The 25,639-nt window shown below is 71.5% G+C and carries 25 protein-coding genes and 1 tRNA gene; 16 read left to right on the top strand and 10 right to left on the bottom strand.

The window, feature by feature from the left end; translation table 11 throughout:
- Genes ACIGYR_RS03260 through ACIGYR_RS03250 form a run of 3 tightly spaced genes read right to left on the bottom strand, consistent with a single transcriptional unit; the run spans position 1 to position 3,008 of the window.
- Positions 1 to 909: an ATP-binding cassette domain-containing protein gene (locus ACIGYR_RS03260; RefSeq protein WP_399602435.1), complete on the bottom strand. Its 909-nt coding sequence runs from the start codon at positions 907 to 909 to the stop codon at positions 1 to 3.
- Between the two features lie 3 nt (positions 910 to 912).
- Positions 913 to 1,989, bottom strand: a complete 1,077-nt coding sequence (locus ACIGYR_RS03255) for an ABC transporter permease (protein ID WP_391848278.1) — start codon at positions 1,987 to 1,989, stop codon at positions 913 to 915.
- Positions 1,989 to 3,008 (bottom strand): sugar ABC transporter substrate-binding protein, encoded by a 1,020-nt coding sequence (locus ACIGYR_RS03250; RefSeq protein WP_399602432.1) that lies wholly within the window; start codon positions 3,006 to 3,008, stop codon positions 1,989 to 1,991. The genes ACIGYR_RS03255 and ACIGYR_RS03250 overlap by 1 nt, the downstream gene beginning before the upstream one ends.
- A gap of 238 nt (positions 3,009 to 3,246) precedes the next feature.
- Between ACIGYR_RS03250 and ACIGYR_RS03245 the strand changes: the two genes are divergently transcribed.
- From ACIGYR_RS03245 to ACIGYR_RS03230, 4 genes are all read left to right on the top strand, one after another.
- Positions 3,247 to 3,978 carry a GntR family transcriptional regulator gene (locus tag ACIGYR_RS03245; RefSeq protein ID WP_399602429.1) on the top strand — a complete coding sequence of 244 codons (732 nt, stop codon included), beginning with the start codon at positions 3,247 to 3,249 and terminating at the stop codon, positions 3,976 to 3,978.
- Between the two features lie 269 nt (positions 3,979 to 4,247).
- Complete coding sequence (locus tag ACIGYR_RS03240) at positions 4,248 to 5,561, top strand: ABC transporter substrate-binding protein (RefSeq protein ID WP_399602426.1); 1,314 nt, start codon at positions 4,248 to 4,250, stop codon at positions 5,559 to 5,561.
- 8 nt (positions 5,562 to 5,569) lie between these two features.
- Complete coding sequence (locus ACIGYR_RS03235; protein ID WP_399602424.1) at positions 5,570 to 6,550, top strand: carbohydrate ABC transporter permease; 981 nt, start codon at positions 5,570 to 5,572, stop codon at positions 6,548 to 6,550.
- Positions 6,547 to 7,434: a carbohydrate ABC transporter permease gene (locus ACIGYR_RS03230; RefSeq protein ID WP_399602421.1), complete on the top strand. Its 888-nt coding sequence runs from the start codon at positions 6,547 to 6,549 to the stop codon at positions 7,432 to 7,434. Before ACIGYR_RS03235 ends, ACIGYR_RS03230 begins: the two co-directional genes overlap by 4 nt.
- Positions 7,435 to 7,475: 41 nt before the next feature.
- On the opposite strand, the gene ACIGYR_RS03225 is transcribed toward ACIGYR_RS03230, so the two are convergent.
- Positions 7,476 to 8,462, bottom strand: a complete 987-nt coding sequence (locus ACIGYR_RS03225; protein ID WP_391848284.1) for an aldo/keto reductase — start codon at positions 8,460 to 8,462, stop codon at positions 7,476 to 7,478.
- A gap of 94 nt (positions 8,463 to 8,556) precedes the next feature.
- On the opposite strand from ACIGYR_RS03225, the gene ACIGYR_RS03220 reads away from it, so the two are divergent.
- A complete protein-coding gene (locus tag ACIGYR_RS03220) occupies positions 8,557 to 9,963 on the top strand; it encodes a cellulase family glycosylhydrolase (protein WP_399602419.1) in 1,407 nt (468 codons plus the stop codon).
- A gap of 75 nt (positions 9,964 to 10,038) precedes the next feature.
- Here the strand turns inward: ACIGYR_RS03220 and ACIGYR_RS03215 are convergent.
- Positions 10,039 to 10,112 (bottom strand) — tRNA-Pro (locus ACIGYR_RS03215).
- Between the two features lie 106 nt (positions 10,113 to 10,218).
- Here ACIGYR_RS03215 and ACIGYR_RS03210 point away from each other — a divergent pair.
- The gene (locus ACIGYR_RS03210; RefSeq protein WP_399602416.1) at positions 10,219 to 10,725 is read left to right on the top strand and encodes a DUF309 domain-containing protein; all 507 of its coding nucleotides are present in this window, start codon (positions 10,219 to 10,221) and stop codon (positions 10,723 to 10,725) included.
- 234 nt (positions 10,726 to 10,959) lie between these two features.
- The gene (gene cobF, locus ACIGYR_RS03205) at positions 10,960 to 11,733 is read left to right on the top strand and encodes a precorrin-6A synthase (deacetylating) (RefSeq protein ID WP_391848287.1); all 774 of its coding nucleotides are present in this window, start codon (positions 10,960 to 10,962) and stop codon (positions 11,731 to 11,733) included.
- Positions 11,734 to 12,112: 379 nt separating this feature from the next.
- Here the strand turns inward: cobF and ACIGYR_RS03200 are convergent, their stop codons facing one another.
- Positions 12,113 to 12,859 carry a cobalt-precorrin-6A reductase gene (locus ACIGYR_RS03200; protein WP_399602412.1) on the bottom strand — a complete coding sequence of 249 codons (747 nt, stop codon included), beginning with the start codon at positions 12,857 to 12,859 and terminating at the stop codon, positions 12,113 to 12,115.
- A gap of 69 nt (positions 12,860 to 12,928) precedes the next feature.
- Between ACIGYR_RS03200 and ACIGYR_RS03195 the strand changes: the two genes are divergently transcribed.
- Positions 12,929 to 13,708 (top strand): HAD-IIA family hydrolase, encoded by a 780-nt coding sequence (locus tag ACIGYR_RS03195; protein WP_399603211.1) that lies wholly within the window; start codon positions 12,929 to 12,931, stop codon positions 13,706 to 13,708.
- A 13-nt stretch (positions 13,709 to 13,721) separates the two neighbouring features.
- On the opposite strand, the gene ACIGYR_RS03190 is transcribed toward ACIGYR_RS03195, so the two are convergent.
- From ACIGYR_RS03190 to ACIGYR_RS03180, 3 genes are all read right to left on the bottom strand, one after another.
- Positions 13,722 to 14,648, bottom strand: a complete 927-nt coding sequence (locus tag ACIGYR_RS03190) for a sulfite exporter TauE/SafE family protein (RefSeq protein WP_399602409.1) — start codon at positions 14,646 to 14,648, stop codon at positions 13,722 to 13,724.
- Between the two features lie 149 nt (positions 14,649 to 14,797).
- Positions 14,798 to 16,312, bottom strand: a complete 1,515-nt coding sequence (locus ACIGYR_RS03185) for a long-chain fatty acid--CoA ligase (RefSeq protein WP_399602407.1) — start codon at positions 16,310 to 16,312, stop codon at positions 14,798 to 14,800.
- Positions 16,313 to 16,386: 74 nt separating this feature from the next.
- A complete protein-coding gene (locus ACIGYR_RS03180; RefSeq protein ID WP_391848303.1) occupies positions 16,387 to 17,574 on the bottom strand; it encodes a thiolase family protein in 1,188 nt (395 codons plus the stop codon).
- A 147-nt stretch (positions 17,575 to 17,721) separates the two neighbouring features.
- Here ACIGYR_RS03180 and ACIGYR_RS03175 point away from each other — a divergent pair, with 147 nt between their 5' ends.
- The 5 genes from ACIGYR_RS03175 to ACIGYR_RS03155 all read left to right on the top strand — a co-directional run bounded on the left by ACIGYR_RS03175 (position 17,722) and on the right by ACIGYR_RS03155 (position 21,000).
- Entirely contained in the window at positions 17,722 to 18,531 is an 810-nt protein-coding gene (locus tag ACIGYR_RS03175) for a lysophospholipase (RefSeq protein WP_399602404.1), read from the top strand.
- Positions 18,532 to 18,616: 85 nt separating this feature from the next.
- Positions 18,617 to 19,108, top strand: a complete 492-nt coding sequence (locus tag ACIGYR_RS03170) for a Dps family protein (RefSeq protein WP_399603207.1) — start codon at positions 18,617 to 18,619, stop codon at positions 19,106 to 19,108.
- Positions 19,109 to 19,138: 30 nt separating this feature from the next.
- On the top strand, positions 19,139 to 19,483 hold the full coding sequence (locus tag ACIGYR_RS03165; protein WP_399602401.1) for a DUF3140 domain-containing protein: 345 nt from the start codon (positions 19,139 to 19,141) through the stop codon (positions 19,481 to 19,483).
- A gap of 4 nt (positions 19,484 to 19,487) precedes the next feature.
- Entirely contained in the window at positions 19,488 to 20,135 is a 648-nt protein-coding gene (locus ACIGYR_RS03160) for an endonuclease (RefSeq protein ID WP_399602399.1), read from the top strand.
- Positions 20,136 to 20,202: 67 nt separating this feature from the next.
- Entirely contained in the window at positions 20,203 to 21,000 is a 798-nt protein-coding gene (locus ACIGYR_RS03155; RefSeq protein WP_399602397.1) for an SAM-dependent methyltransferase, read from the top strand.
- A gap of 246 nt (positions 21,001 to 21,246) precedes the next feature.
- Here the strand turns inward: ACIGYR_RS03155 and ACIGYR_RS03150 are convergent, their stop codons facing one another.
- Positions 21,247 to 22,101 (bottom strand): Cof-type HAD-IIB family hydrolase, encoded by an 855-nt coding sequence (locus tag ACIGYR_RS03150; RefSeq protein WP_399602394.1) that lies wholly within the window; start codon positions 22,099 to 22,101, stop codon positions 21,247 to 21,249.
- Between the two features lie 384 nt (positions 22,102 to 22,485).
- Here ACIGYR_RS03150 and ACIGYR_RS03145 point away from each other — a divergent pair, with 384 nt between their 5' ends.
- Genes ACIGYR_RS03145 through ACIGYR_RS03135 form a run of 3 tightly spaced genes read left to right on the top strand, consistent with a single transcriptional unit; the run spans position 22,486 to position 25,611 of the window.
- Positions 22,486 to 23,889 carry a glutamine synthetase family protein gene (locus ACIGYR_RS03145; protein WP_399602391.1) on the top strand — a complete coding sequence of 468 codons (1,404 nt, stop codon included), beginning with the start codon at positions 22,486 to 22,488 and terminating at the stop codon, positions 23,887 to 23,889.
- Positions 23,890 to 23,891: 2 nt separating this feature from the next.
- Positions 23,892 to 25,067, top strand: a complete 1,176-nt coding sequence (locus ACIGYR_RS03140) for an amidohydrolase family protein (RefSeq protein ID WP_399602387.1) — start codon at positions 23,892 to 23,894, stop codon at positions 25,065 to 25,067.
- A 16-nt stretch (positions 25,068 to 25,083) separates the two neighbouring features.
- Positions 25,084 to 25,611: an NUDIX hydrolase family protein gene (locus ACIGYR_RS03135; RefSeq protein WP_391848316.1), complete on the top strand. Its 528-nt coding sequence runs from the start codon at positions 25,084 to 25,086 to the stop codon at positions 25,609 to 25,611.
- Positions 25,612 to 25,639: the final 28 nt, after the last annotated feature.

The raw sequence follows: 25,639 nt of genomic DNA, 5'->3' as shown, positions 1-25,639 counted from the left end.
TCAGGGTGTTCCTTCCTGGGAGGTCGCCGTGGGTGCGGTGAGGTCGCCCTCCTCGGGCAGTTCTTCCACGTCGACGCCGCGGACCTGGGCCAGTTCGTGCTTGAGGGCCGCGAGTTCGGTGCCGCCGGCCATGTGGTTCGTCAGCTCTTCCAGGCCGATCTCGCTGCGGTCGGCGGACAGTTCGAGGGTGCCCAGGCGCAGCACGCTGAAGTGGTCGCCGACCATGTAGGCGTGGTGGGGGTTGTGGGTGATGAAGATGACGCCCAGGCCGCGGTCGCGGGCGGCGGCGATGTATTTCAGCACCACGCCGGACTGTTTGACGCCGAGGGCGGCGGTCGGCTCGTCCAGGATGAGGACGCGGGCGCCGAAGTAGACGGCGCGGGCGATGGCCACGCACTGGCGCTGGCCGCCGGAGAGGGTGCCGATGGGCTGGTCCATGTCGTCCAGGACGATGCCCATGTTGCGCAGTTCCCGGTCCGCGGTGGCCTTCATCCGGGCGATGTCGAGGCGGCGGACGGGCCAGGGCCCCCGGGTCATCTCCGAGCCGAGGAAGAAGTTGCGCCACACCGGCATCAGCGGGACGGTGGCAAGGTCCTGGTAGACGGTGGCGATACCGCGGTCGAGGGCCTCGCGTGGTGTGGAGAAGCGTACCGGCTGTCCGTCGACGAGGAACTCGCCCTCGGTGTGCTGGTGCAGCCCCGAGATGATTTTGATGAGGGTGGACTTGCCGGCGCCGTTGTCGCCGAGCACGCAGGTGACCCGGCCGGCCTGGACCGTGAGATCGACGCCGTGCAGGGCGCGGATGTTGCCGTAGGACTTGCCGGCGCCGCGCAGTTCGACCAGGGTCCCGTCCTGGGCGGGTGTGTCCTTCAGGACGGCGCCGTGGGTTCCGGCTGTGTTGTCAGTCATGGGTCACCTCCGGGTCGCCGCGCGGCTGACCCACAGATTGATCAGGACGGCGCCGAGGAGCATCACGCCGAGGAATGCCTTGAACCAGTCGGGGTTCCAGCCGGCGTAGACGATGCCCTGCTGCACCATGCCGAACATGAACGCGCCGAAGACCGGGCCGATCGCCGAGCCGTAACCGCCGGTGAGCAGACAGCCGCCGATGACGGCCGCCGCGATGTAGATCAGCTCCTGTCCGACGCCCTCGCCGGACTGCACGGTGTTGAACGAGAACAGGTTGTGCATGCCGACGAACCAGGCGCCGAACCCGACCAGCATGAACAGCGAGATCTTGGTGAAGGTCACCGGGACGCCGACCGCGCGGGCGCTGTCCTTGTTGCCGCCGACGGCGAAGATCCAGTTGCCGTACTTGGTGCGCAGCAGCACCCAGGTGGCCAGGGCGGCGAAGACCAGCCACCAGACCACGGTGATCTTCACCTGGACCCCGCCCACGTCGAAGGAGGAGGCGAAGATCTTCTTGGCCTGGTCGAAGCCGTCCATGTCGCTGATGTCGTCGGTGGCGACGTTGCCGGTGACCAGTTTGGTCACGGCGAGGTTGGCGCCCTGGAGGATCAGGAAGGTGCCCAGGGTGACCAGGAAGCTGGGCAGCCCGGTCTTGACCACCATCCAGCCGTTGAACGCGCCGATCGCCAGGGACACGATCAGGGCGACGATCACCCCGGTCCACACGTTCAGGGTCAGCTGGTAGCTGAGCATGCTCGCGGTGAGCGCCGAGGAGATCACCGCGACGCCGGAGGACAGGTCGAACTCCCCGCCGATCATCAGCAGGGCCACCGGCAGTGCCATGATCCCGATCGTCGACGACTGGTACAGGATGTTCGCCATCGAGCTGCCGTCACGCACCGGCGGCGCCGTGATCAGGAAGAACACCAGGACGGCGACGGCACCGAGGAAGACGCCCACCTCGGGCCTCGCCAGCAGCCGCAGGGGCAGCGGGCGGCGGGCGGTGCGGCCGTCGGTCTGCTTCGGGCCGGACGCCGGCGGCCGGTCCACCGCCGGCTGAGCCTGCTGGGGCATGCTCATCACCGGGTGCCCTTCGCGGCGAACTCGGCGACCTTGTCGACGTTGGACTTGTCGACGAAGGCCGGTCCGGTGAGCACGGACTGCTCGCCGCCGCCGCTGTAGTTGCCGTTGTTCTTGTACAGCCACAGGGAGTCGACCGCCAGGTAACCCTGCAGATAGGGCTGCTGATCGACGGCGAACTCGATGGAGCCGTTCTGCACCGCCTTGACCAGTTCCTTGTTGAGGTCGAAGGTGGCCACCTTGGCCTTGCTGCCCGCGTCGTCCGCCGACTGGACCGCGGTCAGGGCGAAGGGCGCGCCGAGGGTGACGACGGTGTCGACGGACTGGTCCTGCTTCAGCTTCGCCGTGATCGTCGACCTCACCGACGGCATGTCGGTGCCGTTCACGTACAGGGTCTCGGTGGCGCCCTTGAAGGTCTTCTGCACGCCGTCGCAGCGCTGGGTGAGGCCCACGTTGCCCTGTTCCTGGACCACGCAGACGATCTTCTTCGCGCCGGTGGTGTTGAGCTTGTCGCCGAACGCCTCGCCCGCCACGCTCTCGTCCTGCCCGAAGAACTCCAGCAGGCCGAGCTTCTTCCAGTCGCTCACCCCCGAGTTGAGACCGACCACCGGTATGCCGGCCTTCTCCGCCTTCGCCAGGACGCCCTTCATCGCGTCGGGCTTGGCCAGGGTGAGCGCGATGCCGTCCACCTTCTGGTCGACCGCGTTCTGCACGAGGTTGGCCTGGTTGCCCGCGTTCGGGTCGGCGGAGTAGACGAGCTTGACGTTGTCCTTGGCCGCCGCGGCCTCCGCGCCCTTGCGGACGGTGTCCCAGAAGGTGTCGCCGGGCGCCTGGTGGGTGACCAGCGCGACGGTCATGCGGGGCGTGTCGGCCTTGCCCGCGGCGGCGTTCGCCGCTTCCTCCTCTGCCTTCTTGCCGCCGTGACTGCTGGAGCAGCCGGCCAGGGTGAGGGCTGCCGCAGCGGCCACGGCCACGAGGGGGGCCATTCTGCGGGAGCGGGGGCGAGAAGAGCGGTCCATCTTTCCTGCACCTCACTGTGCGTGCGACGGGGCAAGGGACGCGGATGCGTTGGGACGGGATACAAGCCTCTGTCGGGCCCGCTGTCAATACTTTGTTAAGACATCATTTCACAAGGTGGTCCGAATGTAAGTACAAATCATTGACACCTCACCTCCCCGGCCCTACACCTGAGAGGCATGAGCCCAGTACACCGCACCCCGCAGCGAACGGCACCGGGCGATCACCCCCCTCGACGCCGTGGCCTTCACCCTGGACCGCAGGAGCCCGGTGCCGCTGTACCACCAGCTCGCCCGGCAGCTTGAGGCCGCCATCGAGCGGGGGGCGCTGATCCCCGGGGACCTCCTCGGCAACGAGGTCGACCTGTCCGCCCGGCTCCGCCTGTCCCGGCCGACCGTCCGCCAGGCGATCCGGTCCCTCGTCGACAAGGGACTGCTGGTGCGCCGGCGCGGGGTCGGCACGCAGGTCGCGCACAGCCAGGTCAGGCGCCCACTGGAACTCAGCAGCCTCTACGACGACCTGGAGTCGGCCGGACAGGGCCCCACCACCCGGGTGCTGCGCAACGAGCGGATACCGGCGCCCGCCGACGTCGCCGCCGCGCTCGGCCTTCCGGAGGGCGCCGAGGTCACCGTGCTGGAGCGGCTGCGCCGCACACACGGCCTGCCGGTGGCGTTCCTGCGCAACCACCTGCCCGCCTCCCTGCTCGAACCCGACACCGAGCGGCTGGAGTCGACGGGCCTGTACCGGATGCTGCGCTCCGCCGGGATCACCCTGCACAGCGCCCGGCAGTCCATCGGCGCGCGCGGCGCCGGCGCCGAGGAGGCCGCCCTGCTGGACGAGCGGGAGGGCGCGGCCCTGCTCACGATGCGGCGCACCGCGTACGACCACGCCGGCCGGCCGGTGGAGTACGGCAGCCATGTGTACCGGGCGTCCCGCTATGCCTTCGCGTTCCAGCTGCTGGTCAGAACCTGAAACGGAACCACCTGTTTCGCACAGCCCCCGCCGCCCGTCAGGGCAGCGGGGGCTGCTGCGTGCGCCCGCCTCAACAGCGCAGGTGACGATGACGATTACGTTTCGGGCAAGAGACCCCCGAGTGCGACCGGAGCTATTGACTCATGAGCGGACATGGGGCTGTTATTACGCCCACGATGTTCGGTCGAGTTGGTTTCTGAGCGGTTTCGAAGACCTTTCGCTGATCAACTCATCCCCTTGGCCGAACCCTGTATTCCTCAGGAGCCGCCATGCGCCTGTCCCCCTCCGGCCTGTCCGTCCCGGGTCCCAGCCGGCGTTCCCTGCTGAGTGGAGCGGGCGGTGCCGCTCTGCTCGCCGGGGCCGGCATACCCCTGCTGTCCGCCTGCGGAGGCAGCGGTTCCGGCTCCGACCCGAAGACCGTCACCGTCGGCTCCAACGCCTCGGACGCGGTGCCGAAGAAGGCGTTCGAGAGCGTCTACGCGGACTTCAAGAAACGGTCCGGCCTCACCGTCGACGTGAACACGAAGGACCACAACACCTTCCAGGAGCAGATCAACTCGTATCTCCAGGGCACTCCGGACGACGTGTTCCACTGGTTCGCCGGTTACCGCATGCAGTTCTTCGCGGCGAAGAAGCTGGCCACGCCGATCGACGACGTCTGGGCGAAGATCGGGGACCACTTCCCCGAGGCGATGAAAAAGCTCAGCAAGGGCGAGGACGGCAAGTACTACTTCGTGCCGCTGACGACGTATCCCTGGGCGGTCTTCTACCGCAAGAGCGTCTTCCAGCAGCACGGTTACGAGACTCCCGCCACCTGGGACGACTTCGTCGCCCTGCTGAAGCGGATGAAGAGGGACGGCCTGGTTCCGCTGGCCTTCGGCGACAAGGACGCCTGGCCCGCGATGGGCACGTTCGACCAGATCAACTTCCGCCTCAACGGCTACGACTTCCACGTGGAGCTGATGGCGGGCAAGGCGTCCTGGACCGACGCCAAGGTGAAGGACGTCTTCGACCACTGGGCCGAGATCCTCCCCTACCACCAGGACGGCTTCATGGGCCGTACCTGGCAGGACGCCGCGCAGACCCTGGTGTCGAAGAAGGCCGGCATGTACCTCCTGGGCTCCTTCGTGGCTCAGCAGTTCACCGACAAGGCCGACCTGGACGACCTCGACTTCTTCGCCTTCCCGGAGATGAACTCCGCGTACGGCCAGGACACGGTCGAGGCGCCGACCGACGGATTCATGGTCAGCAGGTCCCCCAAGAACCACGCGGGCGTCGTCAAGCTCCTGGAATACCTGGGCGGTCCGGCGGCCGAGGAGCTGTACCTCAAGAGCGATCCGAGTGTGGTGGCCGCCTCCGACAAGGCCGCCACCACCTCGTACTCAACGCTGCAGAAGAAGGCGTTCGAGATGATCGGCGGCGCCAAGAGCCTCACCCAGTTCATGGACCGGGACAGCCGCCCCGACTTCACCGCCACGGTGATGCAGCCCGGCCTGCAGAAGTTCCTCCAGAACCCCAAGGGCGTGGACAGCCTGTTGTCGTCCATCGAGCGCCAGAAGAAGACGATCTTCGCGTCCTCGTGAGCGACCCGATGACCACCGACACGACGACGAAGTCCCCGGCGGCGGCTGCCGTGCCGACGCCGGGGACCGCGCCCGGGAAGAAGCGGGACACGCACGGCCACCGGCGCCTGCTGACCCGCCGTGACCGGTTCACGCTCGCCGCGATGGCGGGCGTGCCCACGGTCCTGCATGTGATCCTGGTCTGGGTCACCGCCATCGCCTCGATCTTCCTCGCCTTCACCACCTGGGACGGCATCGGGTTCGACTCGATCAGATGGGTCGGCCTGGACAACTTCGAGCAACTCTTCAACGACAACCCGCAGTTCTGGCCGGCCGTCCAGCACAACGTCATCTGGTTCCTGGCGCTGATCGTGATCCCGACGCCGTTCGGCCTGTTCCTCGCCGTCCAGCTGGACAAGCGGATCCGGTTCACGCGGGTCTACCAGACCGCGTTCTTCCTGCCCGTCGTCATCTCGATGGCGTGCATCGGCTTCGTCTGGCAGCTGGTCTACAACCCCGACACGGGCTTGATCAACAGCATCATCGGCGCCAACGAACCCGGTCACTACATCGACTGGATCGGCGACCCCGACCTCAACCTGTGGGCCGTCCTCGTCGCCGCGTCCTGGCGACACGCCGGCTACATGATGATCCTGTACCTGGCCGGTCTGAAGAGCGTCGACCCCTCGCTCAGGGAGGCGTCCGCGCTGGACGGCGCGAACGAGTGGCAGACGTTCCGGCACGTCATCTTCCCGACCCTGCGCCCGACCAACACGGTCGTCCTCGTCGTCACCATCATCGAGGCACTGCGCGCCTTCGACCTGGTCTTCGTCTTCAACAAGGGAGCCCAGGGCACCGAGTTGCTGTCGATCCTGGTCACCAACAACATCATCGGCGAGTCCAGCCGCATCGGGTACGGCTCCGCCATCGCCGTCGTCCTGCTGGTGATCTCCCTCGCGGTGATCATCCCCTATCTGATCGCCACCTTCCGGAAGGAGCGGCGCGCATGAGCGGCCCCACTCTCGCACTCAAGCGGCGCGCCCCGGTCCGCCCCGCCCGGGTCCTGCTGCACGTCTTCCTCGCGGGCACCGCCCTGGCCTGGCTGGCGCCGCTGCTCTGGGCGGTCTTCTCGGCCCTGCGCCCGTACAGCGAGACCAGCGACAAGGGCTACGTCTCCTGGCCGGACACGCTGAACTTCGACAACTTCAAGAACGCGTTCCAGCAGTCGGACATGCTGCACTACTTCGGCAACACGCTGGTGATCGCGATCCCGGCCGTGCTGCTGACGCTGTTCCTGTCCTCCTGTGTCGCCTTCTACGTCAGCCGGTTCGACTTCCGTCTCAACCTCGCGCTGCTGCTGGTGTTCACGGCCGGCAACCTGCTCCCCCAGCAGGTCATCATCACCCCGCTGTACCGGCTGTACCTGCTCACCGACCTGCCGGGCATCACCGCGAGCGGCAAGCTCTACGACTCCGCGCTGGGCCTCGTCCTCATCCATGTGGCGTTCCAGTCCGGCTTCTGCGCGTTCGTGCTGAGCAACTACATGCGCTCGCTGCCGCACGAGCTGACCGAGGCCGCGCTGGTCGACGGCGCCTCGGTCTGGCGGTTGTACTGGCAGATCACCCTGCCGCTGTGCAAGCCGGCGATGGCGGCCCTGGCGACCCTGCTGTCCATCTGGATCTACAACGACTTCTTCTGGGCGCTGGTGCTGATCTCGACCGGCGAGAACATGCCGATCACCTCAGCCCTGAACAACCTCTCCGGCCAGTACTTCACCGACCCCAACCTGGTCGCCGCGGGCTCCCTGCTGACCGCGATCCCGACCCTGGTCGTCTACTTCGCGCTCCAGCGCCAGTTCGTCAGCGGCCTGACGCTGGGCTCCAACAAGGGCTGAGGGCCGTGCGCGGACCACTGGTTCCTCATCGACCACCCAGGTCAGTGGGCCGCGTCCAGCCGGGCTCGCTGCTCCTCGGTGAGTTCCAGGTCGACGGCGGCGAGATTCTCGTCGAGCTGGGCCACTGAGGAGGCACCGGCGAGCGGTATCACGGGCAGCCCGCTGCCCAGTTGCCAGGCGAGCACGACCTGGTTGGCGGTCGCCCCCGTCTCCCGGACCACCTCGCGCAGCACCGCGAGCCGGGCGGGGGTGCCGGCGTGGTCGTAGTCCGGCGGCAGCGGCTTGTCGGCGCGGGTGTAGGCGCCGGCCAGCAGCGGTGAGTAGGCGACCAGGGTCAGCTCCGGTTCCGCGCGCAGATAGCTGCGGAGCTGGGCGTCGGTGCCACCGAGGCTGCCGTCCGGGAACAGCTCGCTGGGCACGTCGGTGCGCGGGCGCAGGTAGCTGTGCTGGTACTGGAGCACGTCGTAACCGGGCAGGCCGGCGGCCGCCGCGAGGGCGCGTGCCCGTTCCACCCGCCACACGGCGTGGTTGCTGACGCCGAGCAGGCCCACGGTGCCCTCGGCGACGAGCGCGGCGAAGCCCTCCACCGTCTCCTGGAGCGGGACGGCGGGATCCTCGATGTGCGCGTACAGCAGATCCAGCCGGTCCACGCCGAGCCGTTCCCGGCTGCGGTCGGCCGCCTCCCGGACCACCTTCGCGGACAGGCCCTCGGCGTTGTCGGTGTAGCCGGTCCCGGGAGCGAGCGGGCGGGCGCCGAGCTTGGTGGCGATGACGACCTCGTCGCCGACGCCTCGGCTGCGCCGCCACCGGCCCAGCAGTTCCTCGCTCTGGCCGCCCTGACTCCCGTCCTCCCAGAAGGCGTAGTTGTCGGAGGTGTCGACGAAGTTCCCGCCGGCCTCGACGTAGCGGTCGAGGACGGCGAAGGAGGTCTTCTCGTCCGTACGCGACCCGAACAGCATCGCGCCGAGTGCGAGCACGCTCACCTGCCGACGGGTGGCGGGGTCCGTGCCGATCGTGCGGTACTTCATTGGTCCTCCCGTACATGGCTGATGGCACGGGAGTCTTCATGCTGAAGTGCACGCGAAGTCAAGGCCCTTGAGAAGTCGTGCGGCTGCTGATGGGATGCGCGGCACCAGAACACCGCCGGCCCGGAGGTTCCCTGTGCTGCGAGCGATTCTCACGGCGGGCGCGGCACTCGCCGCGCTGCTTGCCCCCGCCACCGCCCACGCCGAGGAGACCGGGCAGGACCTGCCCCGGCTCACCGACCGGCACGGGCGGGTCCTCACCCTGCACGGCTGGAACATCGAGGACAAGACACACCGCGGCGAGGAAGCCCTCACCGGCATCACCGAGCGCCACCTGCGCGACCTGCGGGCCAAGGGCTTCGACTTCGCCCGGCTGCTGGTCTTCTGGGACGACCTGGAACCGAAGCCCGGTCAGTACAGCCGCAGTTACCTGCGAAAGATCGAGCGCATCCTGGACTGGGCCGAGCGCTACGACGTGCAGGTGGTGATCGACGCCCACCAGGACGTCTTCGGACCCGCCTTCGGCCACCGCGGTATACCCGAGTGGGCGACCAGGACCGACGGACTCCCCTTCACCGCGCATCCCGACGACTGGTTCGCCGAGTACTTCGAGCCCGCCGTGCAGCGCGCCTTCACCCACCTGTACGAGGACGCGGACCTCCGCCGCGCCCAGGCGGGGATGTGGCGCACGCTCGCCACCCGCTTCGCCCACCACCCGGCCGTGCTCGGCTACGACCTCGTCAACGAGCCCATGGGCGAGACGCGTCCCGGGGAGGATCTGGCGACGGCCGCGCGCAGGATCGAACGCGAGCAGCTCACCCCGATGTACAACCGCCTGGCCGACGCGGTCCGTCCGGCCGACCGGGACGCCTGGGTGTTCGTCGAACCGACCCCGATCGTGGGCGAGGGCGTACCGACCGGCCTCGGCCGCGTCGACGATCCCCGGGTCGTGTACGCGCCGCACTTCTACAACACCGCCATGGAGGCGGGCGGCGACTACGATCCCGGGGCCGGCTGGATCGAGGCGTACGAGCGGGCCGTCACCGCGTACCCGAAGCGGTACCGGGTGCCGGTCGTGGTCGGCGAGTGGGGTCCGCTGAACAACGCGCTGCCCTACATGAACCGCTTCTACCGGGACGCGATGGCCTCCCTGGGCCGCTACACCTCCGGCTGGGCGGGCTATGTGTGGTGCTATGGCGGCGGCTACTGCGCGGTCGACGACACCGGCGCCTTGCGCACCAACAAGGAGCTGACCGTCGAGCCGTACGCGCAGAGCGTGGCGGGCACGGTCCGCTCCGCGTCGTACGACGCCGGGTCCGGCGTGTACCGGCTGACCTACCGCGCGGCACCCCACGGCTCCCGGGTCACCATCCTGTCCCTGCCACCGGGCACCTGGCGGATCACGGCCGCCGACACCGCCCACGTCCTGCGCCACTCCCCCGGCCGAGCGTGGGTCCTGGCCACCCCGGGCAGCGAGGTGAGCGTCAGCGTCGAACGGGGCTGACCACACGGGCCCGGACATGAGCGAAGGGCCGCACCGGAAACCTCCGGTACGGCCCTCGACCTGCGTTCTCGCAAGTCGGGACGACAGGATTTGAACCTGCGACCCCTTGACCCCCAGTCAAGTGCGCTACCAAGCTGCGCCACGTCCCGTTGCGCTCACCCGCGGTGGTCCGCGTGATCGTGCGGACAGAACTTTACCCCACGCCGGGGGGGTGTGCCGAAGGAGGCCCGGACGGGGCGAGGGACAATCGGCGGTATGACGAACGCGGGCGCATCGGATGCCAGGGACCGGGACGAGGCCGGGCGGGCCCGCAACGCGCGGCCCCGGGACGGGCTGGGGCGCCCGCTGCCGTACGGCACCGAGGGCGTCCCCCGGCAGCCGGAGGGGGTGCTGCGCGCGCCACGGGAGACGGTCGCGGAGGCGCAGGCGCTGCTGGTGGCGGGACGGCCGTTCCACGCGCACGAGGTGTTCGAGGACGCCTGGAAATCGGGGCCGCGGGACGAGCGGGCGCTGTGGCGGGGGCTGGCGCAGCTCGCGGTGGGGCTCACCCACGCGGCCCGCGGGAACACCGCCGGCGGGGCGCGGCTGCTGCGGCGGGGCGCGGGCGCGGTCGAGGAGTGGCAGAGCGAGCGGGGCGAGGACCGGCCGTACGGCCTGGATCTGCCCGGCCTCACCCGGTGGGCACGGGAGCTGGCGGGACGCGTGGAACACGACCCGGCCCCGGTGGACGCCCGGACCGAGGCCCCCCGGCTGGGCCCCTGACCGGGTGCGCCTTCCCCGGGCGGCCGGCGGGCACGGCCGGGCGCCGTCGCCGGACCGTGACCGGGCACCGTCACCGGACCGTGCGCGGGACCGAGACCGGGCACCGTCGTGGGCCGTTTGCGGGAGGGTGGCCGGGTGTCATTGTGAGTCCTGTGCGGGAGGGTGGCCGGGTGTCGTCGCTGGGTGTGTGGAGGCGGTGGAGACGCTGTCAGTGGCGTACGGCAGACTCGGGGCGTGCGAAAGATTCATGTCATCGGTATCGGCGCGGGCGACCCCGACCAGCTCACCCTGCAGGCGGTCAAGGCGCTGCGGGGCACGGACGTGTTCTTCCTGCTCGGCAAGGGCGAGGTGAAGAGCGACCTCACCCAGCTCCGCCGGGACATCCTGGACGCACATCTGCCCCAGGGGTCGTACCGGGTGGTGGAGGCGCGGGACCCGGAGCGGGACCGGAAGGCGGGCGGGACTGCCTACTCGCCGGCCGTCGGCGACTGGCGCAGCGCCCGCGCCGCGATCTATGAGCGGCTGATCGCGGAGGAGCTGGACGAGGACGGCACCGGCGCCTTCCTGGTATGGGGGGACCCCGCGCTGTACGACAGCACGCTGGGCGTCCTGGAGGAAGTGCTGGAGCGGGGCACGGTGTCGTTCACCTACGACGTGGTGCCCGGCATCAGCAGTGTCTCCGCGCTGGTCGCCCGGCACCGCACGGGTCTGAACCGGGTGGCGCGTCCGGTGCAGATCACCACCGGGCGGCGACTGGCCGAGGGTTTCCCGGAGGGGGTGGACGACGTGGTCGTGATGCTGGACGCCCACCAGTCCTTCCGGCGGTACGCCGAGGAGGACATGGACATCTACTGGGGCGCCTACATAGGCACGCCGGACGAGATCCTCGTCTCCGGGCCGATCGCGGAGGCCGGTCCGCGCATCGAGCGACTGCGGGCCGAGGCACGGGAGCGCAAGGGCTGGATCATGGACACGTATCTGCTGCGCAGGAATCCCGGGGACGCCTGACGGGCCGCTGCGGGGAGACCCCTCTGGAAGCCCGGGGTCCGCTGCGCAAAGACCTCCGAAGCCCGGGGTCCGCTGCGCAAAGACCTCCTTGGAACCCCGGCGGCCCGCTGCACCGAACACCCCTCGTTGGAAGTCCGACGGGCCGCTGCGCGGGAAGCCGGGGACGGCTGCGGTCTGCTGCTATGTCCGCGCCGGCCTGGGTCAAGAGCGCGAAGAACCGGGACGAGGTGCTGCGCACCGTCGACCGGCTCCGGGAGTCGGTCCGCGCGCCGGGCTGAGGGTCAGCCAACGCGGTACGCCTGCTACACGGGGCTGAGGGGCCCAGTCATCGCGGTACGCCCGCTGCACCGGGCCGAGGCCGGCCATCGCGGTACGGCTGCTACGCCGGGCTGAGGCCCAGCCATCGCAGTACGCCCGCTACGTCTGGCACCGCCGCCGCGTCCGGCGGCAGCGGAGGGCGGCGTACGACGACGACGGGCAGGTGGAGATTCCGCGCGGCGGTCAGTTTCGCGGCCGTGGCCTCGCCTCCGCTGTCCTTGGTCACCAGCACGCCGACGCGGTGGGCGCGCAGCAGCTGCGTCTCGTCGGCGACCGTGAACGGACCGCGCGCGAGGACCAGTTCGGTCTGCGGCGGCATGGGCGGCTCGGGCGGGTCGACCGACCGTACGACGAAGTGCAGGTCCGCCAGGTGGGCGAACGCGGCGAGGCCCAGACGTCCGGTGCTGAGGAACACGCGGCGGCCGAGGCCGGGCAGTGCCTCGGCCGCCGCGGCCAGGGAGGGGACGTCGTACCAGCGGTCGCCGGGGCCCGGCTGCCAGCCGGGGCGGCGCAGCACCACCGTCGGCACTCCGCCGGCCGCCGCCGCGAGGACCGCGTTGGCCGTGATGTCCTCGGCGAAGGGGTGGGTGGCGTCGACCAGGGCGTCCACGTGGTGCGTGCGCAGCCAGTCGGCCAGGCCCTGGGCGCCGCCGAAGCCGCCGATCCGTACCTCGCCCGCGACCGCTCCCGGCCGCGCGACCCGGCCGGCCAGGGAGGTGGTGACCCGGATCCCGGGCCGGGCGGCGAGGTCGGCGGCGAGGCGGCGGGCCTCGGTGGTACCGCCGAGGATCAGTACGTGCGCGGGCATAGGGGTGAGGGTACGAGGTCGTGCGGGCCGGTCCGGTGTCCGGGTCGCTACGGTCGGGCCATGCAGTCCATGGCGTCCGTGCGTGCCGTCCTGATCGACATCGACGGGGTCCTCACCGTGCCCTGGAAGCCGCTGCCCGGTGCGGTGGCGGCGCTGCGCGCCCTCCGTGCGGCCGGGCTGGGCGTGGCCCTGGTGACCAACACGACCTCCCGGACCCGGGCGTCGATCGCCGAGACGCTGTCCGGGGCCGGTTTCGAGGTGGGCCCGCAGGACGTGCTGACCGCGCCCGTCGTCACCGCCGCCCATCTCGCCGAGCGCTTCCCGGGTGCCCGCTGCGCGCTGCTCAACAGCGGGGACGTCGCGGCGGATCTGGGCGACCTCACCCTGGTCGAGGAGGGTGCCGACGTGGTCGTGGTCGGCGGGGCCGGGCCCGAATTCGACTACGCGGCGCTCAACCGGGTCTTCGGTGAGCTGCAGCGGGGTGCGCGGCTGGTCGCCATGCACCGCAACCTGTACTGGCGGACCGGCGAGGGGCTGCAACTGGACTCCGGAGCCTTCCTCGTGGGGCTGGAGCGGGCCGCGCGGGTGGAGGCCGAAGTCACGGGCAAACCGTCCCGGGCGTTCTTCGAGGCCGCGCTGGCCCGGCTGGGAGTGGGCGCGGAGCACGCGCTGATGGTCGGCGACGACATCGAGTCCGACGTGCTGGCGGCGCAGCGGGCCGGGGTCACGGGGGTGCTGGTGAAGACGGGCAAGTACCAGCCGCAGACCCACGAGGACGCCAGCGGCACCCCGGACCACGTCGTGGAATCCTTCGCGGACGTCCCGGCACTGCTGGGGCTGACGCGATAGCAGCCGCATCCCGCTAACGCAGGAGCAGCTGTACGCCGCCCACGATCGTGGCGGCGATGACGAGTTGCTCGAAGAGTCGTTGGTTGATCCTGTTCACAGCCCACTTGCCGAACAACGCACCGGGCACGACGAACACCGCGAGCGCGGCGTCAAGGAGCAGCGAGTGTCCGTCGATCAGGCCCAGGCCGACGCTGAACGGCACCTTCGAGACGTTCACGATGAGGAAGAAGAACGCGGAGGTGCCGAGGAAGCCGAGTTTCCGGAAGCCCGCGGACAGCAGATACAGGGACATCACCGGCCCGCCCGCGTTGGCGACCATCGTCGTGAACCCGCCGAGCACGCCGTACGAGCGGGCCTTCATCCGGCCCGGCCGGGTCGTCACCGCGTCCGGCGTCTCGCGGGCCTCGGACGCCTTGGACGCCTCGCGGACCTCGGTCGTCTCAGCGACCTCACCGGCCCCGGAAGCCTCACCGGACGCCTCACAGGCCCCGGATGCCTCACAGGCCCTTGATGCCTCAGACGCCTCGCCCGCCTCAGAGGCGGATGCCTCGCGGGCCTCGGTCGTCCGTCGGCGCCACACCGTCACCCCGGCCATCAGCAGCAGGATCGCGCCGATCGAGGTGCGGACGATCCCGTCGTCGGCCCACATCAGGAACAGGGTGCCGGCCACCACGCCCACCGCCACCGCCGGGAACAGCCGCCACAACGTGGGCCAGTGCGCGTGCCGCCGGTAGGTGAGGACGGCGAGCACGTCGCCGGCGATCAGGACGGGCAGCAGGACGCCGGTGGAGGCGCGGGCGGGCAGCACCGCCGCGAAGATCGCGAGGCTGACCGTGTTGGCCCCGCTGACCGCGGTCTTGGAGAAGCCCACGAGCAGGGCCGCGAAGGCGAGCGCGGCGAACTCCCAGTCGGACAGGTGCCAGAGTGTCATCGTGTTCATGCGGGAACCGATGTTATGTCGGACAAGCCCCGGGGTAAGGACCGTCTCGCCCAGTGATCTCCGCCCTCGCCAGGCGATCCCGTCCTCGACGGGTGATCCCGGCCCTCGCCGGGCCATCCCCGCCCTCGCCAGGTGATTCCCACCGGCCGTTACGACCGGTCCGCGTACCGCGCCCGGAGTTCCCGCTTCAGCACCTTCATGCTGGGGCCCAGCGGCATCGCGTCGGTGAACTCCACGCGCCGGGGGTACTTGTGCCGGCCGAGGTGTTCCTTGGACCACTCGGTGATGGCGGCGGCGTCAGGGGCGCTGCCCGGCGCCGGGACCACGACGGCGCACACCTCCTCGCCGTGCAGCTCGTCGGGCAGGCCGATGACGGCGACCTGGGCGATCGCGGGGTGGCGCATCAGGATCTCCTCGACCTCCCGCGGGTAGACGTTGTAGCCGCCGCGGATGATGACGTCCTTCTTGCGGTCGACGATCCGCAGGAACCCCTCGTCGTCCTTGGTGCCGAGGTCGCCGGTGCGGAACCAGCCGTCCACCAGGGCCTCGGCGGTGGCCTCGGGGCGGCCGAGGTAGCCGGAGAAGACGTTGTGGCCCCGGACGACGACCTCGCCCAGCTCGCCGGGTGGCAGCAGCTCGATCCGGCCCTCCAGTTCGGCGCGGGCGATCTCCACGTCGATGCCCCACAGCGGGTGGCCGATCGTGCCGGCCTTCGTGCCGAAGACCGGCTGGTTGACGGCCGCGGTCGGCGAGGTCTCCGACAGCCCGTACCCCTCGTAGATCTTCGCCCCGAACGCGGCCTCGAACCGCTCCAGTACGGCGACCGGGAGCGAGGCCCCGCCGGAGATGCACACGCGCAACGCGGGGAGCCGGCCGGCGTCGGCGGCCGCCGCGGCGAGGGCGACGAACATGGTCGGCACGCCGTGGAAGGTGTTCACGCCCTCCCGCACCATGAGTTCGATGGCGCGGGCCGCGTCGAAGCGGGGCAGCAGCACGAGCGTGGCGCCGGCCCGCCAGGTGGAGTGGAGCGACACCGTCTGGCCGAAGGCGTGGAACAGCGGCAGCGCGCCGAGGGCGACGTCGTCGGCGCGGATGTCGTTGGCGTCGAAGGCGTTGACGGTGGCGTTCATCACCAGGTTGAAGTGGCTGAGGACGGCGCCCTTGGGGACGCCGGTCGTACCGCTGGTGTAGAAGATCACCGCCGGGTCGTCGGCGGCCCGGGTGACGTACGAGGACGGGGGCACGGCGTCCGCCGCGAGGGTGCCGAACTCCTCGCCCAGGGTGACGGCGGGGACGCCCAGCGCGTCGGCGGCGGCCCGTCCGGTCTCCGCCTGCGCCGGGTGGACGAGCAGCAGGACCGCTCCGCTGTCCTTGAGCACGTGCTCGACCTCGCCGGCCGACAGCAGCAGGTGCACGGGGACGACCACTCCGCCCGCCGCGGTGATCGCGAAGTAGGCGAGGGGGAACTCGGCCGTGTTGGGGGCCATGAGGGCGATCCGGTCTCCGGGCCGTACGCCGAGGGCGGTGAGCGCGCCCGCCCGGGCCAGCGCGCGCTGCCACACCTCGGCGAAGGTGAGCCGCAGGTCGCCTTCGACGAGGGCGGTCTTGCCGGGGCGGCGCCGGGCGTTCTCGGCGAGGATGGCGGCGACGGACAGGGTTGCCATGGAGTGCTGCTCCGTTTCCTTGCTGCGGCTCGTGGTACCTGATCCCCTCGTGGGGAGCCCCCGTCGAAGAAGCCTCAATGGCGCTCGACCAGCACCGCCGTCCCCTGGCCCACCCCCACGCACATGGTCGCGAGCCCGCGCTCCGCGCCCGTGCGCCGCATCCGGTGCAGCAGGGTGGTGAGGATGCGGGCGCCCGAGCAGCCGAGGGGGTGACCGAGGGCGATGGCGCCGCCGGTGGGGTTGACCAGGTCCGGGTCGATGCCGAGCTGGTCGACGCACGCGAGCGCCTGCGCGGCGAACGCCTCGTTGAACTCGGCCTCCCGCAGGTCGCCCGTCTCCCAGCCGGCCCGGGCCAGCGCCTTGCGGGTGGCGGGGACCGGGCCGAGCCCCATCACATCGGGATGGACGCCGGCGGAGGCGCCCGCGACGTACCGGCCGAGGGACTCCAGGCCCAGCTCGTTCAGGGCCTCTTCGCTGACCAGGAGCAGGCCGGCGGCGCCGTCGTTCATGGGCGAGGCGTTGCCCGCGGTGACCGTGCCGCCCGGGCGGAAGACCGGCTTCAGCCTGGAGAGCTTCTCCAGTGAGGTGTCCTCGCGGACGCACTCGTCCTGCTCGACCGTGCTGCCGTCCGGGCGGGTCACGGGCAGCAGTTCATCGTCGAAGTGGCCGTTCTTGCGTGCGGCGGCGGCCAGTTGGTGGCTGCGCAGCGCGAACTCGTCCTGCCGCTCGCGGGAGACGTCGTACCGCTCGGCGACCTCCTCGGCGGTCTCGCCCATGGCGAGCAGCCCGTGCAGCTCCTTCATCGCGGGATTGACCAGCCGCCAGCCGAGCCGGGTGTCGTAGGTCTCGATGCGCTGCGGGAGGGCCTCGTCGGGGCGGGGCAGGACGAAGGGCGCACGGCTCATCGACTCGGAACCGCCGGCGATCACGATGTCGGCCTCGCCCGCGGCGATGGTCCGGGCGGCGGCGGTGACCGCTTCGAGGCCGGAGGCGCACAGCCGGTTGACGGTGGCGCCGGGTACGGAGTCGGGCAGCCCGGCGAGCAGGGCGGCCATGCGGGCGACGTTGCGGTTGTCCTCACCGGCCTGGTTGGCGGCACCCCAGTAGACGTCGTCGATCCGGGCCGGGTCGAGCGCGGGGACGTCGGCCACCAGGTGGCGGATCACGGTCGCGGCCAGATCGTCGGGGCGGACGGCCGACAGGGATCCGCGCAGCTTCCCGATGGGGGTGCGGCGGGCGGTCGCGAAATGGACGGGACGCACGGCTGGGACTCCTGACCTACGACGCTGTGGATCAGCACGGTACCGGGACAGCACCTCTTAATTAGCACTGCTAGTTTTGGACTATAGACCTCGCACCGGCCCACTGGGAAGATCCTCCAGGACCTTCCCGAGGCAGTTGGAGGAGACATGCACCACGTCCGCGAGCACGTCCTCGACGGCACGCGCGGAGCCCTCGCGGTACACGAGTGGCCGCACCCGTCGCCCCGCCGGCTGGCGCTCCTGGTGCACGGGTACGGCGAGCACGCCGGCCGGTACCAGGAGCTGGCCGCCCTGCTCAACCGGCACGGGGCCGCCGTGTACGGGCCCGACCACGTCGGCCACGGCCGGTCGGCCGGCGAGCGGGTCGTGATCGAGGACTTCGAGGACGTGGTCACGGACGTGCACGCGGCGGCGGATCTGGCCCGGGCCACGCATCCCGGCCTGCCGCTGGTCCTGATCGGCCACTCCATGGGCGGCCTGATCGCGGCCCGCTACGCCCAGCGGTACGGCCCCGAGCTGAGCGCGCTGATCCTGTCCGGTCCGGTGATCGGCGCCTGGGAACTGCCGGGACGGCTGCTGGCCCTGGAGGAGATCCCGGACACCCCGATCAGCCCGGGCGCGCTCTCCCGGGACCCCGCCGTGGGCGCCGCGTACGTCGCCGATCCGCTGGTCTGGCACGGGCCCATGAAGCGGCCGACGCTCCAGGCGTTCGTCCGGACCCTCGAGACCGTCGCGGAAGGCGGCGACGTGGGCCGGCTGCCGTTGCTGTGGCTGCACGGCGACGACGACCGGCTGGTGCCGCTGCCCGGGAGCCGGATCGGGGTGGAGCGGCTGAGCGGCGGCCGACTGACCGAGCGGATCCTCCCGGGGGCGCGGCACGAGGTGTTCCACGAGACGGACAGGGCGGTGGCCCACGCGGAGGTCATCCGTTTCCTGGATGCGGTACTGCCTCGCTGATCAGCCGGTTTGCTCCCGGGTACCAGGGGCACCCGCCCTTTCGGACATGACCGCAGACATCTGTACGAAAGGGGACCTGCGCATCATGACCGTGGTCAAGAGCACGCTGCCCGAGAAGGCGCTCGGCGTCACCGGGACCGCCCTTCAGGAGACCCTGGTCGACCTGCTCGGGCTGTCGCTGATCGGCAAGCAGGCGCACTGGAACATCGTGGGCCCGCGGTTCCGGTCGATCCATCTCCAGCTGGACGAGGTGGTCGCCACGGCGCGCGGCCACTCCGACACGGTGGCCGAGCGCGCCTCCGCGCTGGGTGTGCCGCCCGACGGCCGTCCGGAGACCATCGCCGCGACCCTCGCGCTGCCCGGCACCAAGGACGGCTGGCTGCGCGACACCGAGGTGGTGGAACTGATGGTGTCGACCCTGGGGGCGGCCATCGGCCGGCTGCGCGAGCGCATCGACGCGACCGAGAAGGCCGACCCGGTCACCCAGGACCTGCTGATCACCATCACGGCCGACCTGGAGAAGCAGCGCTGGATGTTCGAGGCCGAGAACCATCCGCGCGACGACGCCGCCAGCTAGCACGCCCACCCAGCACGGAAGGGGACACCCATGGCCGACGCCCTGGAACTCGACGCGCTGTGGCAGGACTTCCACCGCGTGGTGAACATGACCTCCGCGGAACTCGAGGCATGGCTGAAGGTCCGGGACGCCGACGAGGAGACGGAACCGCTGCCGGAACAGGCGGGCACGCCCACCGGACAGCACGTCCTCGCGATCCTGCGCAAGCGCCGTACCGACCTCACCGACGCCGACGTCCGGGTCATGTACCAGGTCGTCGACACGGTCGGTGACCTGGTCGACATGGAGAACGAGCCCGAGCCCGAGAGCACGCCGGAGGACACCCGCCGCCGGCACCGGCTGATGACTCTGGGCCACGACCCGCTCAAGCCCTGAGGCCATGAACCGCGACGAACGGGTCGTGCACGAGCTGGTGTCCGAGTACGGGCGGACGTACGCCGAGGAGGCGGGCATCCGCCTGACGGACACCCCGCAGCCGCTGTACCGGCTCCTGGTGCTGTCCTTGCTGCTCAGCGCCCGGATCCGGGCATCGGTCGCGGTGGCCGCCGCGAAGGCCCTGCACGAGGACCGCCTGGACAGCCCCCGCCGGATGGCGGAGGCCGACTGGCAGCTGCGAGTGGACGCGCTCGGCCGGGGCGGCTACCGCCGTTACGACGAACGGACCGCCACCCAGCTCGGCGACGGCGCCCAGCTGCTCACCGAGCGCTGGGGCGGTGACCTGCGCCGGCTGCACCGGGAGGCGGAGGGCGACGTCGGCGAACTCAGCCGCCTGCTCCAGGAAGAGCCGGGCATCGGGCCGGCCGGCGCCGACATCTTCCTGCGCGAGGCACAACGGGTGTGGCCTGACGTCGCGCCCTACCTCGACGCCAAGGCGCTGGCCGGCGCCGGGCGGCTCGGCCTGCCGCAGGACCCGGAAAAGCTGGCCGCGCTGGCCGGGAACACCCAACCGGCCGCACTGGCCGCCGCGTTGGTGCGGGCGGCACTCGACAAACAGGTGGCCGAAGACTGTCTGCGCCGCGCCGCGTGATCGTGTCAGACTGCTCCCCGTACGTCCCGGAGCTACCACCGGGACCGAACTTCGCGGGGAGCAGCAGGTGGCGGGGACCGGGCCGGACATCCAGGACATCGACACCAGCCGGCCGCATCCGGCCCGGGTGTACGACTGGTTCCTCGGCGGCAAGGACAACTATCCGGTCGACGAGCAACTGGGCCGGCAGATCGCGGCGATCGACGGGGGCGCTCCGAAAGCCGCCCGCGCCAACCGGGCGTTCATGCGCCGGGCCACCCGGGCGCTGGCGGCCGAGACGGGGATCCGTCAGTTCCTGGACATCGGCACCGGCATACCGACCGAGCCGAACCTGCACCAGATCGCCCAGTCCGTGGTCCCGGACGCCCGCGTGGTCTACGTCGACAACGACCCCATCGTGCTGGCCCACGCGAGCGCGCTGCTGCGCGGCACCCCCGAGGGCGTGACGGAGTACGTGCAGGCCGACGCCCGCGATCCGCACGCCATCCTCGAACAGGCCGCCCGCGTGCTGGACCTCGACCGCCCGGTGGCCCTCTCCCTCATCGCCCTGCTGCACTTCGTCGCCGACGAGGACGGGGCCCACGGCCTGGTCAGCACGCTGGTCGAGGCGCTGGCGCCGGGCAGCGCCCTGGTGCTGTCGACCATGACCGCCGACTTCGAGCCGGAGAACGTGCGGCGGGGCATCGCCGCCTACGCGGCGGGCGGGGTGACCCTGGTGGCCCGCTCGCACGCGGAAGTGAGCACGTTCTTCCGGGGCCTGGATCTGCTGGAGCCGGGCATCGTCCCGGTGGCGGACTGGCGCCCCGACGAGGCGCCCGCCGACGGCCCCATCTCGCTGTACGGCGGGGTGGCGCGCAAGCCCTGACCAGCCGGCCCGGGACGCCGTCGCCGCGCCCCGCGCGGCCGGCCGGCGGTCACCCCTCCACCGCCTTCCGGGCAGCGCGACGACGAAGTCCGGCACGATCCGGGCGAGGGCCACGATGCTGAGGGGGGTGTCCGTCCCGGAACGGCCTCCCACTGGGCACGATCCCCCTCAGTGTGTCCGCGTCCCGCGGCATGGTCCGTCCGGTCGGCGCCGTGCGCGGCCCGTCGGTCACGTCCCGGGGGTCGCTCACACGCCCAGGATCCGAGCGACGGTCCGCAACACGCCGTTGTCGTTGTTGGACGGGGCGATGTGACGGGCCCGGCGGAGCACCTCCGGGTGGGCGTTGGACATGGCGAACGACCACTCGGCCGCGTCGAGCATCTCCAGGTCGTTGAGGTAGTCGCCGAACACCATGGTCTGCGCGGGCGTGATGCCCAGTTCGCGCTGGAGGCCGCGCAGGGCGGCACCCTTATCGGCGGTGCGGTTCATGACGTCGACCCAGTGCTCGCCGGAGACGACGACCCGATGGGTGGCCGTGAACGCCTCCAGGGCCGGGGCGGTGGTGTGCTCGGCGGAGCCGAAGTCGAACAGCGCCACCTTGATCACGTCGTCCTCGACGGCGGTCACGTCCTCGACGACCCGGTGCTCGACGTAGTACTTGCGCACCTCCGCCAGGAACGCCTCGTCGGTCCGCTCGACGTACGCCGACCTCTTGCCGCAGACCACGGCGCCCACGTCGGCACCGCCCGCGACCAGCCGCCGTACCGTCCGGGCGAGGTCCCCGGCGACGGTCCGGTCCAGCGGGTCGGAGCTCAGCTCCACGCCGTCACGGACGACGTACGTGCCGTTCTCCGCGATGAACACCATGCCCTCGGCGACCTCGGCGAACTGCCGGGCCAGTGTGGCGTACTGGCGGCCGCTCGCCGGGCTGAACAGCACCCCGCGGCGGCGCAGTTTCGCGAGCATCGGCCACAGGCCGTCGGGTATCCGCTTGGCGTCGTCCAGCAGGGTGCCGTCCATGTCGGTGACGATCAGCCGGATGTCGGCGGAGCCGGCGGGCGGGCAGGGTGTGTCGAGGAGGGAGGCGGGCGTGGCGGGCATGACTGCTTCCGGTCGGGGACGGCGGTACCGGTCCAGTGTTCCTCATGCGGCGGGGCCCGCCGGAGGGTGGCCCGGCCGTCACCCTCCGCAGTTCCCGGGACAGGCCGATCAACGGGCGGCACAATGACGGCGGAGAGCCGCACGTCGGAAGGGCGGATACGTGGAACACCGGCCCCGCCTCGCCCGTCACCGCCCGCAGCCGCGCCGATGGCAGCGCGTCCCCCGACGGTCCGCGGCCGGCCGGGCCCGCGCCGGTGCCCTGCTCACGGTGGCACGCCGAACCGGACGGGTGCGTGGCGGCGCGGTACGGCGCGGTGGCCGTGAAACCCTGACCACGACCCGTCTCCTGGCTCCGGCCGGGGCCGAGCCCGTCGAGGAGGACGCATGACCACTCTTGCCGACCCCGAGCCCGGCGGACGCCCCGGCGACCTGAGGCGGGTCGCCGCGCTCACCGCCGACCTGGCCTCCCAGGGCGTGCACGGCATCGTCCTGGCCTACGTGGACACGGCGGGCATCGGCCGGGTCAAGACGATCCCGACGGCACGGCTGGAGGCGGCGGTGGCCTGGGGGGTCGGCATGTCACCGGTGTTCGACACCTTCCTCGCCGACGACTCCGTCGTCACCACCGACGTCCTCGGCTCCCCCGACGGCGACCTCAGGCTCTACCCGGACCTCGACCACCTCGTCCCGCTGGCCGGCCAGCCCGGCTGGGCGTGGGCGCCGGTGGACCGGATCACGCAGGAGGGCGAACGGCACCCCGGCTGCGCCCGGACCTTCCTGCGCCGGACCGTGGCGGACGCGGCCGCCCGGCACGGCATCGACTTCAAGGCGGCGGTCGAGATCGAGTGGGCCGTCGGGCTCGGCTCGGCGCCCGCCGGGGAGTTCGTCCCGGCGGCCTCCGGGCCGGCGTACGGCGCGGCCCGGCAGGTCGAGCTGAGCGACTACACCGCCGATCTGCTGGCCGCTTTCGCGGCCCAGGGCGTGGACGTCGACCAGATCCATCCCGAGTACGCGCCGGGGCAGTTCGAGGTCTCGGTGGGCGCGCTGGACCCGGTGGCGGCGGCCGACCGCAGCGTGCTGGTGCGGCAGACCATCCGGGCGGTGGCCCAGCGGCACGGGCTGCGGGTCTCCTTCGCGCCCGCCTACCTCCCCGAGGGGGTCGGCAACGGCGGCCACCTGCACCTGTCCTGCTGGCGCGACGGCGTGAACCTGCACTCCGGCGGCGAGGGCCGGTACGGCATGACGGCCGAGGCGGAGTCGTTCGTGGCCGGGGTCCTCGCCCACCTGCCGGGGCTGACGGCGGTGACCGCGCCCAGCCCGGCCAGCTACCTGCGGCTCCAGCCATCCCAGTGGGCCGGGGTGTTCACCGCCTGGGGAAGGGAGACCCGTGAGGCCGCCGTGCGGATCGTCACCGGCACGTCGGGACGCCAGGACAGGGACGCCAACATGGAGGTCAAACCCGTCGACCTGGCCGCCAACCCGTATCTGGCCCTGGGCTGCGTGATCGCCGCCGGACTCGACGGCATCACGTCGGCTCGCACCCTGCCCGACGAGATCACCGGCGACCCGGTCCGGTACGGCCCGGACGAGGCGGCGGCCCTGGGCGTCCGGCGGCTGCCGCGGTCACTGCCGCGGGCCGTCGAGGAGTTCCGCGCGGACCGGGTGCTGCGGGCCGCGCTGGGACCGGTCCTCGCGGACGCGGTGACCGCCGTACGGCTCGGCGAGGCGGCGGCCGTCGAGGGGCTCGGCCCCGTCCAGGTGGTGGCGGCCTACCGCTGGGCGTACTGACCATGACCGCACCCGGACCGGTCCACGAGGCCCTCGCCGCGCTGCCGCTGGTGGACCATCACTGCCACGGCGCGGTGACGGCCGACCTGGGCGCCGGTGAGTTCGAGTCCCTGATCACCGAGGGCGCGGCCTGGCCCGGCGTGTCGCCCTTCGACAGCCCCGTCGGCGTGGCCGTGCGCCGGCACTGCGCGCCCCTGCTGGACCTCCCCCGCCACGCCCCGCCCGCCGACTACCTGGCGCGGCGCTCGGCACTCGGCTGGCGGGAGGTCAACCGCCGCTTCCTGGAGGCGGCGGGAGCCGAGACGTTCTGCGTGGACACCGGCTTCGCCCCGCATCCGCTCACCACCCCCGCCGAGCTGGCGGCGGCCGCCGGCGCCGCCGCCTGCGAGGTCGTACGGCTGGAGCAGGTGGCGGAGGCGGTGGCCGCGCGGGGCGTGGAGCCGGGCGAGTACCCGGCAGTCCTGCACGCCGCCGCCGAGGAGGCCGTACGCCGGCCGGGCGTGGTGGCGGTGAAGTCGATCGCGGCCTACCGCACGGGCTTCGCGCTGGATCCGGAGCGTCCCGCGCACGCCGAGGTGACGGAGGCGGCCCGGAACTGGCTGGAGCGCGGCGGACGGCTGACCGAGCCGGCGCTGGTGCGGCACCTGCTGTGGACCGCCGTCGACCTGGGCCTGCCGCTGCAACTGCACACCGGCTTCGGCGACGCGGACGTGACGCTGCACCGGGCCGACCCCGCACTGCTCACCGGCTGGCTGCACCGGACCGCCGGCACGATCCCGGTGCTGCTGCTGCACTGCTGGCCGTACCACCGCCAGGCCGCCTACCTGGCCACGGTGTTCGAGCAGGTGTACCTGGACGTCGGTCTCGCCCTGCACTACACCGGTCCGGCCCGCTGCCGGGCGGTGCTGGAGGAGGCCCTGGAGATCACCCCGTTCCGCAAACTGCTGTACAGCTCCGATGCCTACGGTGTGGCCGAGTTCCACCACCTGGGCGCCCTGTGCTTCCGGCAGGGGCTCGCCGATCTCCTGCAACACCGCGTGGACGCCGACGAGTTGAGTCTGGCCGACGCCCTGCGGATCGCGGCCTGGACGGGCCGCGACAACGCCCGCCGACTGTACGGGCCGCCCGTATCCGACCCGGCCCGCGATTCCAGCGGGCGCCCCACCCGGAAAGTATGATCAAGCAATGTCTGACATGACCGAAACCACGCCCGGCTGGCTGACCTCGGACGAACTGGAGATGGCCAGGGCCCGGATGCCGATCCTGTACGTCGAGGCCGTGCCCGTTCGGGTGGACGACAGCGGTGAAGTCACCAGCATCGGAGTGCTGCTGCGCATCGGCCCGGACGGGACGGTCAGCCGGACCCTGGTCTCCGGCCGCGTCCTGCACCACGAGCGCGTCCGCGACGCGCTGCTGCGCCACCTGGAGAAGGACCTGGGTCCCGTCGCGCTGCCCCGGGTCCCCGCCTCCCTCCAGCCGTTCGCGGTCGCGGAGTACTTCCCGACGGCGGGCATCACTCCGTACCACGACCCGCGCCAGCACGCGGTGTCCCTGGCCTACATCGTGCCGGTGACCGGTGACTGCCGGCCCCGCCAGGACGCGCTGGACCTCGTCTGGTTCAGCCCCCAGGAGGCGGCCTCCCCGGCCGTGCAGGGCGAGATGCCCGGTGGGCACGGGGCGCTGCTGAAGCAGGCCTTGGCGCACGTGGGTGTCGTGCACTGACCGTCCCCGCGTTCCTTCCGCGGGGACG

This window comes from Streptomyces sp. NPDC053076 (genome assembly GCF_044546845.1).
GTDB lineage: Bacteria > Actinomycetota > Actinomycetes > Streptomycetales > Streptomycetaceae > Streptomyces.
This window is presented reverse-complemented; position numbering and strand designations above follow the sequence as displayed.

Bases quoted from the DNA above. Each gene is read 5' to 3' on its own strand.
- ACIGYR_RS03140 (WP_399602387.1), top strand. From the start codon at position 23,892: ATGACCGCACCCGGACCGGTCCACGAGGCCCTCGCCGCGCTGCCGCTG.
- ACIGYR_RS03165 (WP_399602401.1), top strand. From the start codon at position 19,139: ATGGCCGACGCCCTGGAACTCGACGCGCTGTGGCAGGACTTCCACCGC.
- ACIGYR_RS03190 (WP_399602409.1), bottom strand. From the start codon at position 14,648: ATGAACACGATGACACTCTGGCACCTGTCCGACTGGGAGTTCGCCGCG.
- ACIGYR_RS03255 (WP_391848278.1), bottom strand. From the start codon at position 1,989: ATGAGCATGCCCCAGCAGGCTCAGCCGGCGGTGGACCGGCCGCCGGCG.
- ACIGYR_RS03235 (WP_399602424.1), top strand. From the start codon at position 5,570: ATGACCACCGACACGACGACGAAGTCCCCGGCGGCGGCTGCCGTGCCG.
- ACIGYR_RS03220 (WP_399602419.1), top strand. From the start codon at position 8,557: ATGCGCGGCACCAGAACACCGCCGGCCCGGAGGTTCCCTGTGCTGCGA.
- ACIGYR_RS03150 (WP_399602394.1), bottom strand. From the start codon at position 22,101: ATGCCCGCCACGCCCGCCTCCCTCCTCGACACACCCTGCCCGCCCGCC.
- ACIGYR_RS03250 (WP_399602432.1), bottom strand. From the start codon at position 3,008: ATGGACCGCTCTTCTCGCCCCCGCTCCCGCAGAATGGCCCCCCTCGTG.
- ACIGYR_RS03240 (WP_399602426.1), top strand. From the start codon at position 4,248: ATGCGCCTGTCCCCCTCCGGCCTGTCCGTCCCGGGTCCCAGCCGGCGT.
- ACIGYR_RS03145 (WP_399602391.1), top strand. From the start codon at position 22,486: ATGACCACTCTTGCCGACCCCGAGCCCGGCGGACGCCCCGGCGACCTG.
- ACIGYR_RS03170 (WP_399603207.1), top strand. From the start codon at position 18,617: ATGACCGTGGTCAAGAGCACGCTGCCCGAGAAGGCGCTCGGCGTCACC.
- ACIGYR_RS03200 (WP_399602412.1), bottom strand. From the start codon at position 12,859: ATGCCCGCGCACGTACTGATCCTCGGCGGTACCACCGAGGCCCGCCGC.
- ACIGYR_RS03260 (WP_399602435.1), bottom strand. From the start codon at position 909: ATGACTGACAACACAGCCGGAACCCACGGCGCCGTCCTGAAGGACACA.
- ACIGYR_RS03185 (WP_399602407.1), bottom strand. From the start codon at position 16,312: ATGGCAACCCTGTCCGTCGCCGCCATCCTCGCCGAGAACGCCCGGCGC.
- ACIGYR_RS03135 (WP_391848316.1), top strand. From the start codon at position 25,084: ATGACCGAAACCACGCCCGGCTGGCTGACCTCGGACGAACTGGAGATG.
- ACIGYR_RS03160 (WP_399602399.1), top strand. From the start codon at position 19,488: ATGAACCGCGACGAACGGGTCGTGCACGAGCTGGTGTCCGAGTACGGG.
- ACIGYR_RS03225 (WP_391848284.1), bottom strand. From the start codon at position 8,462: ATGAAGTACCGCACGATCGGCACGGACCCCGCCACCCGTCGGCAGGTG.
- ACIGYR_RS03230 (WP_399602421.1), top strand. From the start codon at position 6,547: ATGAGCGGCCCCACTCTCGCACTCAAGCGGCGCGCCCCGGTCCGCCCC.
- ACIGYR_RS03175 (WP_399602404.1), top strand. From the start codon at position 17,722: ATGCACCACGTCCGCGAGCACGTCCTCGACGGCACGCGCGGAGCCCTC.
- ACIGYR_RS03210 (WP_399602416.1), top strand. From the start codon at position 10,219: ATGACGAACGCGGGCGCATCGGATGCCAGGGACCGGGACGAGGCCGGG.
- ACIGYR_RS03195 (WP_399603211.1), top strand. From the start codon at position 12,929: ATGGCGTCCGTGCGTGCCGTCCTGATCGACATCGACGGGGTCCTCACC.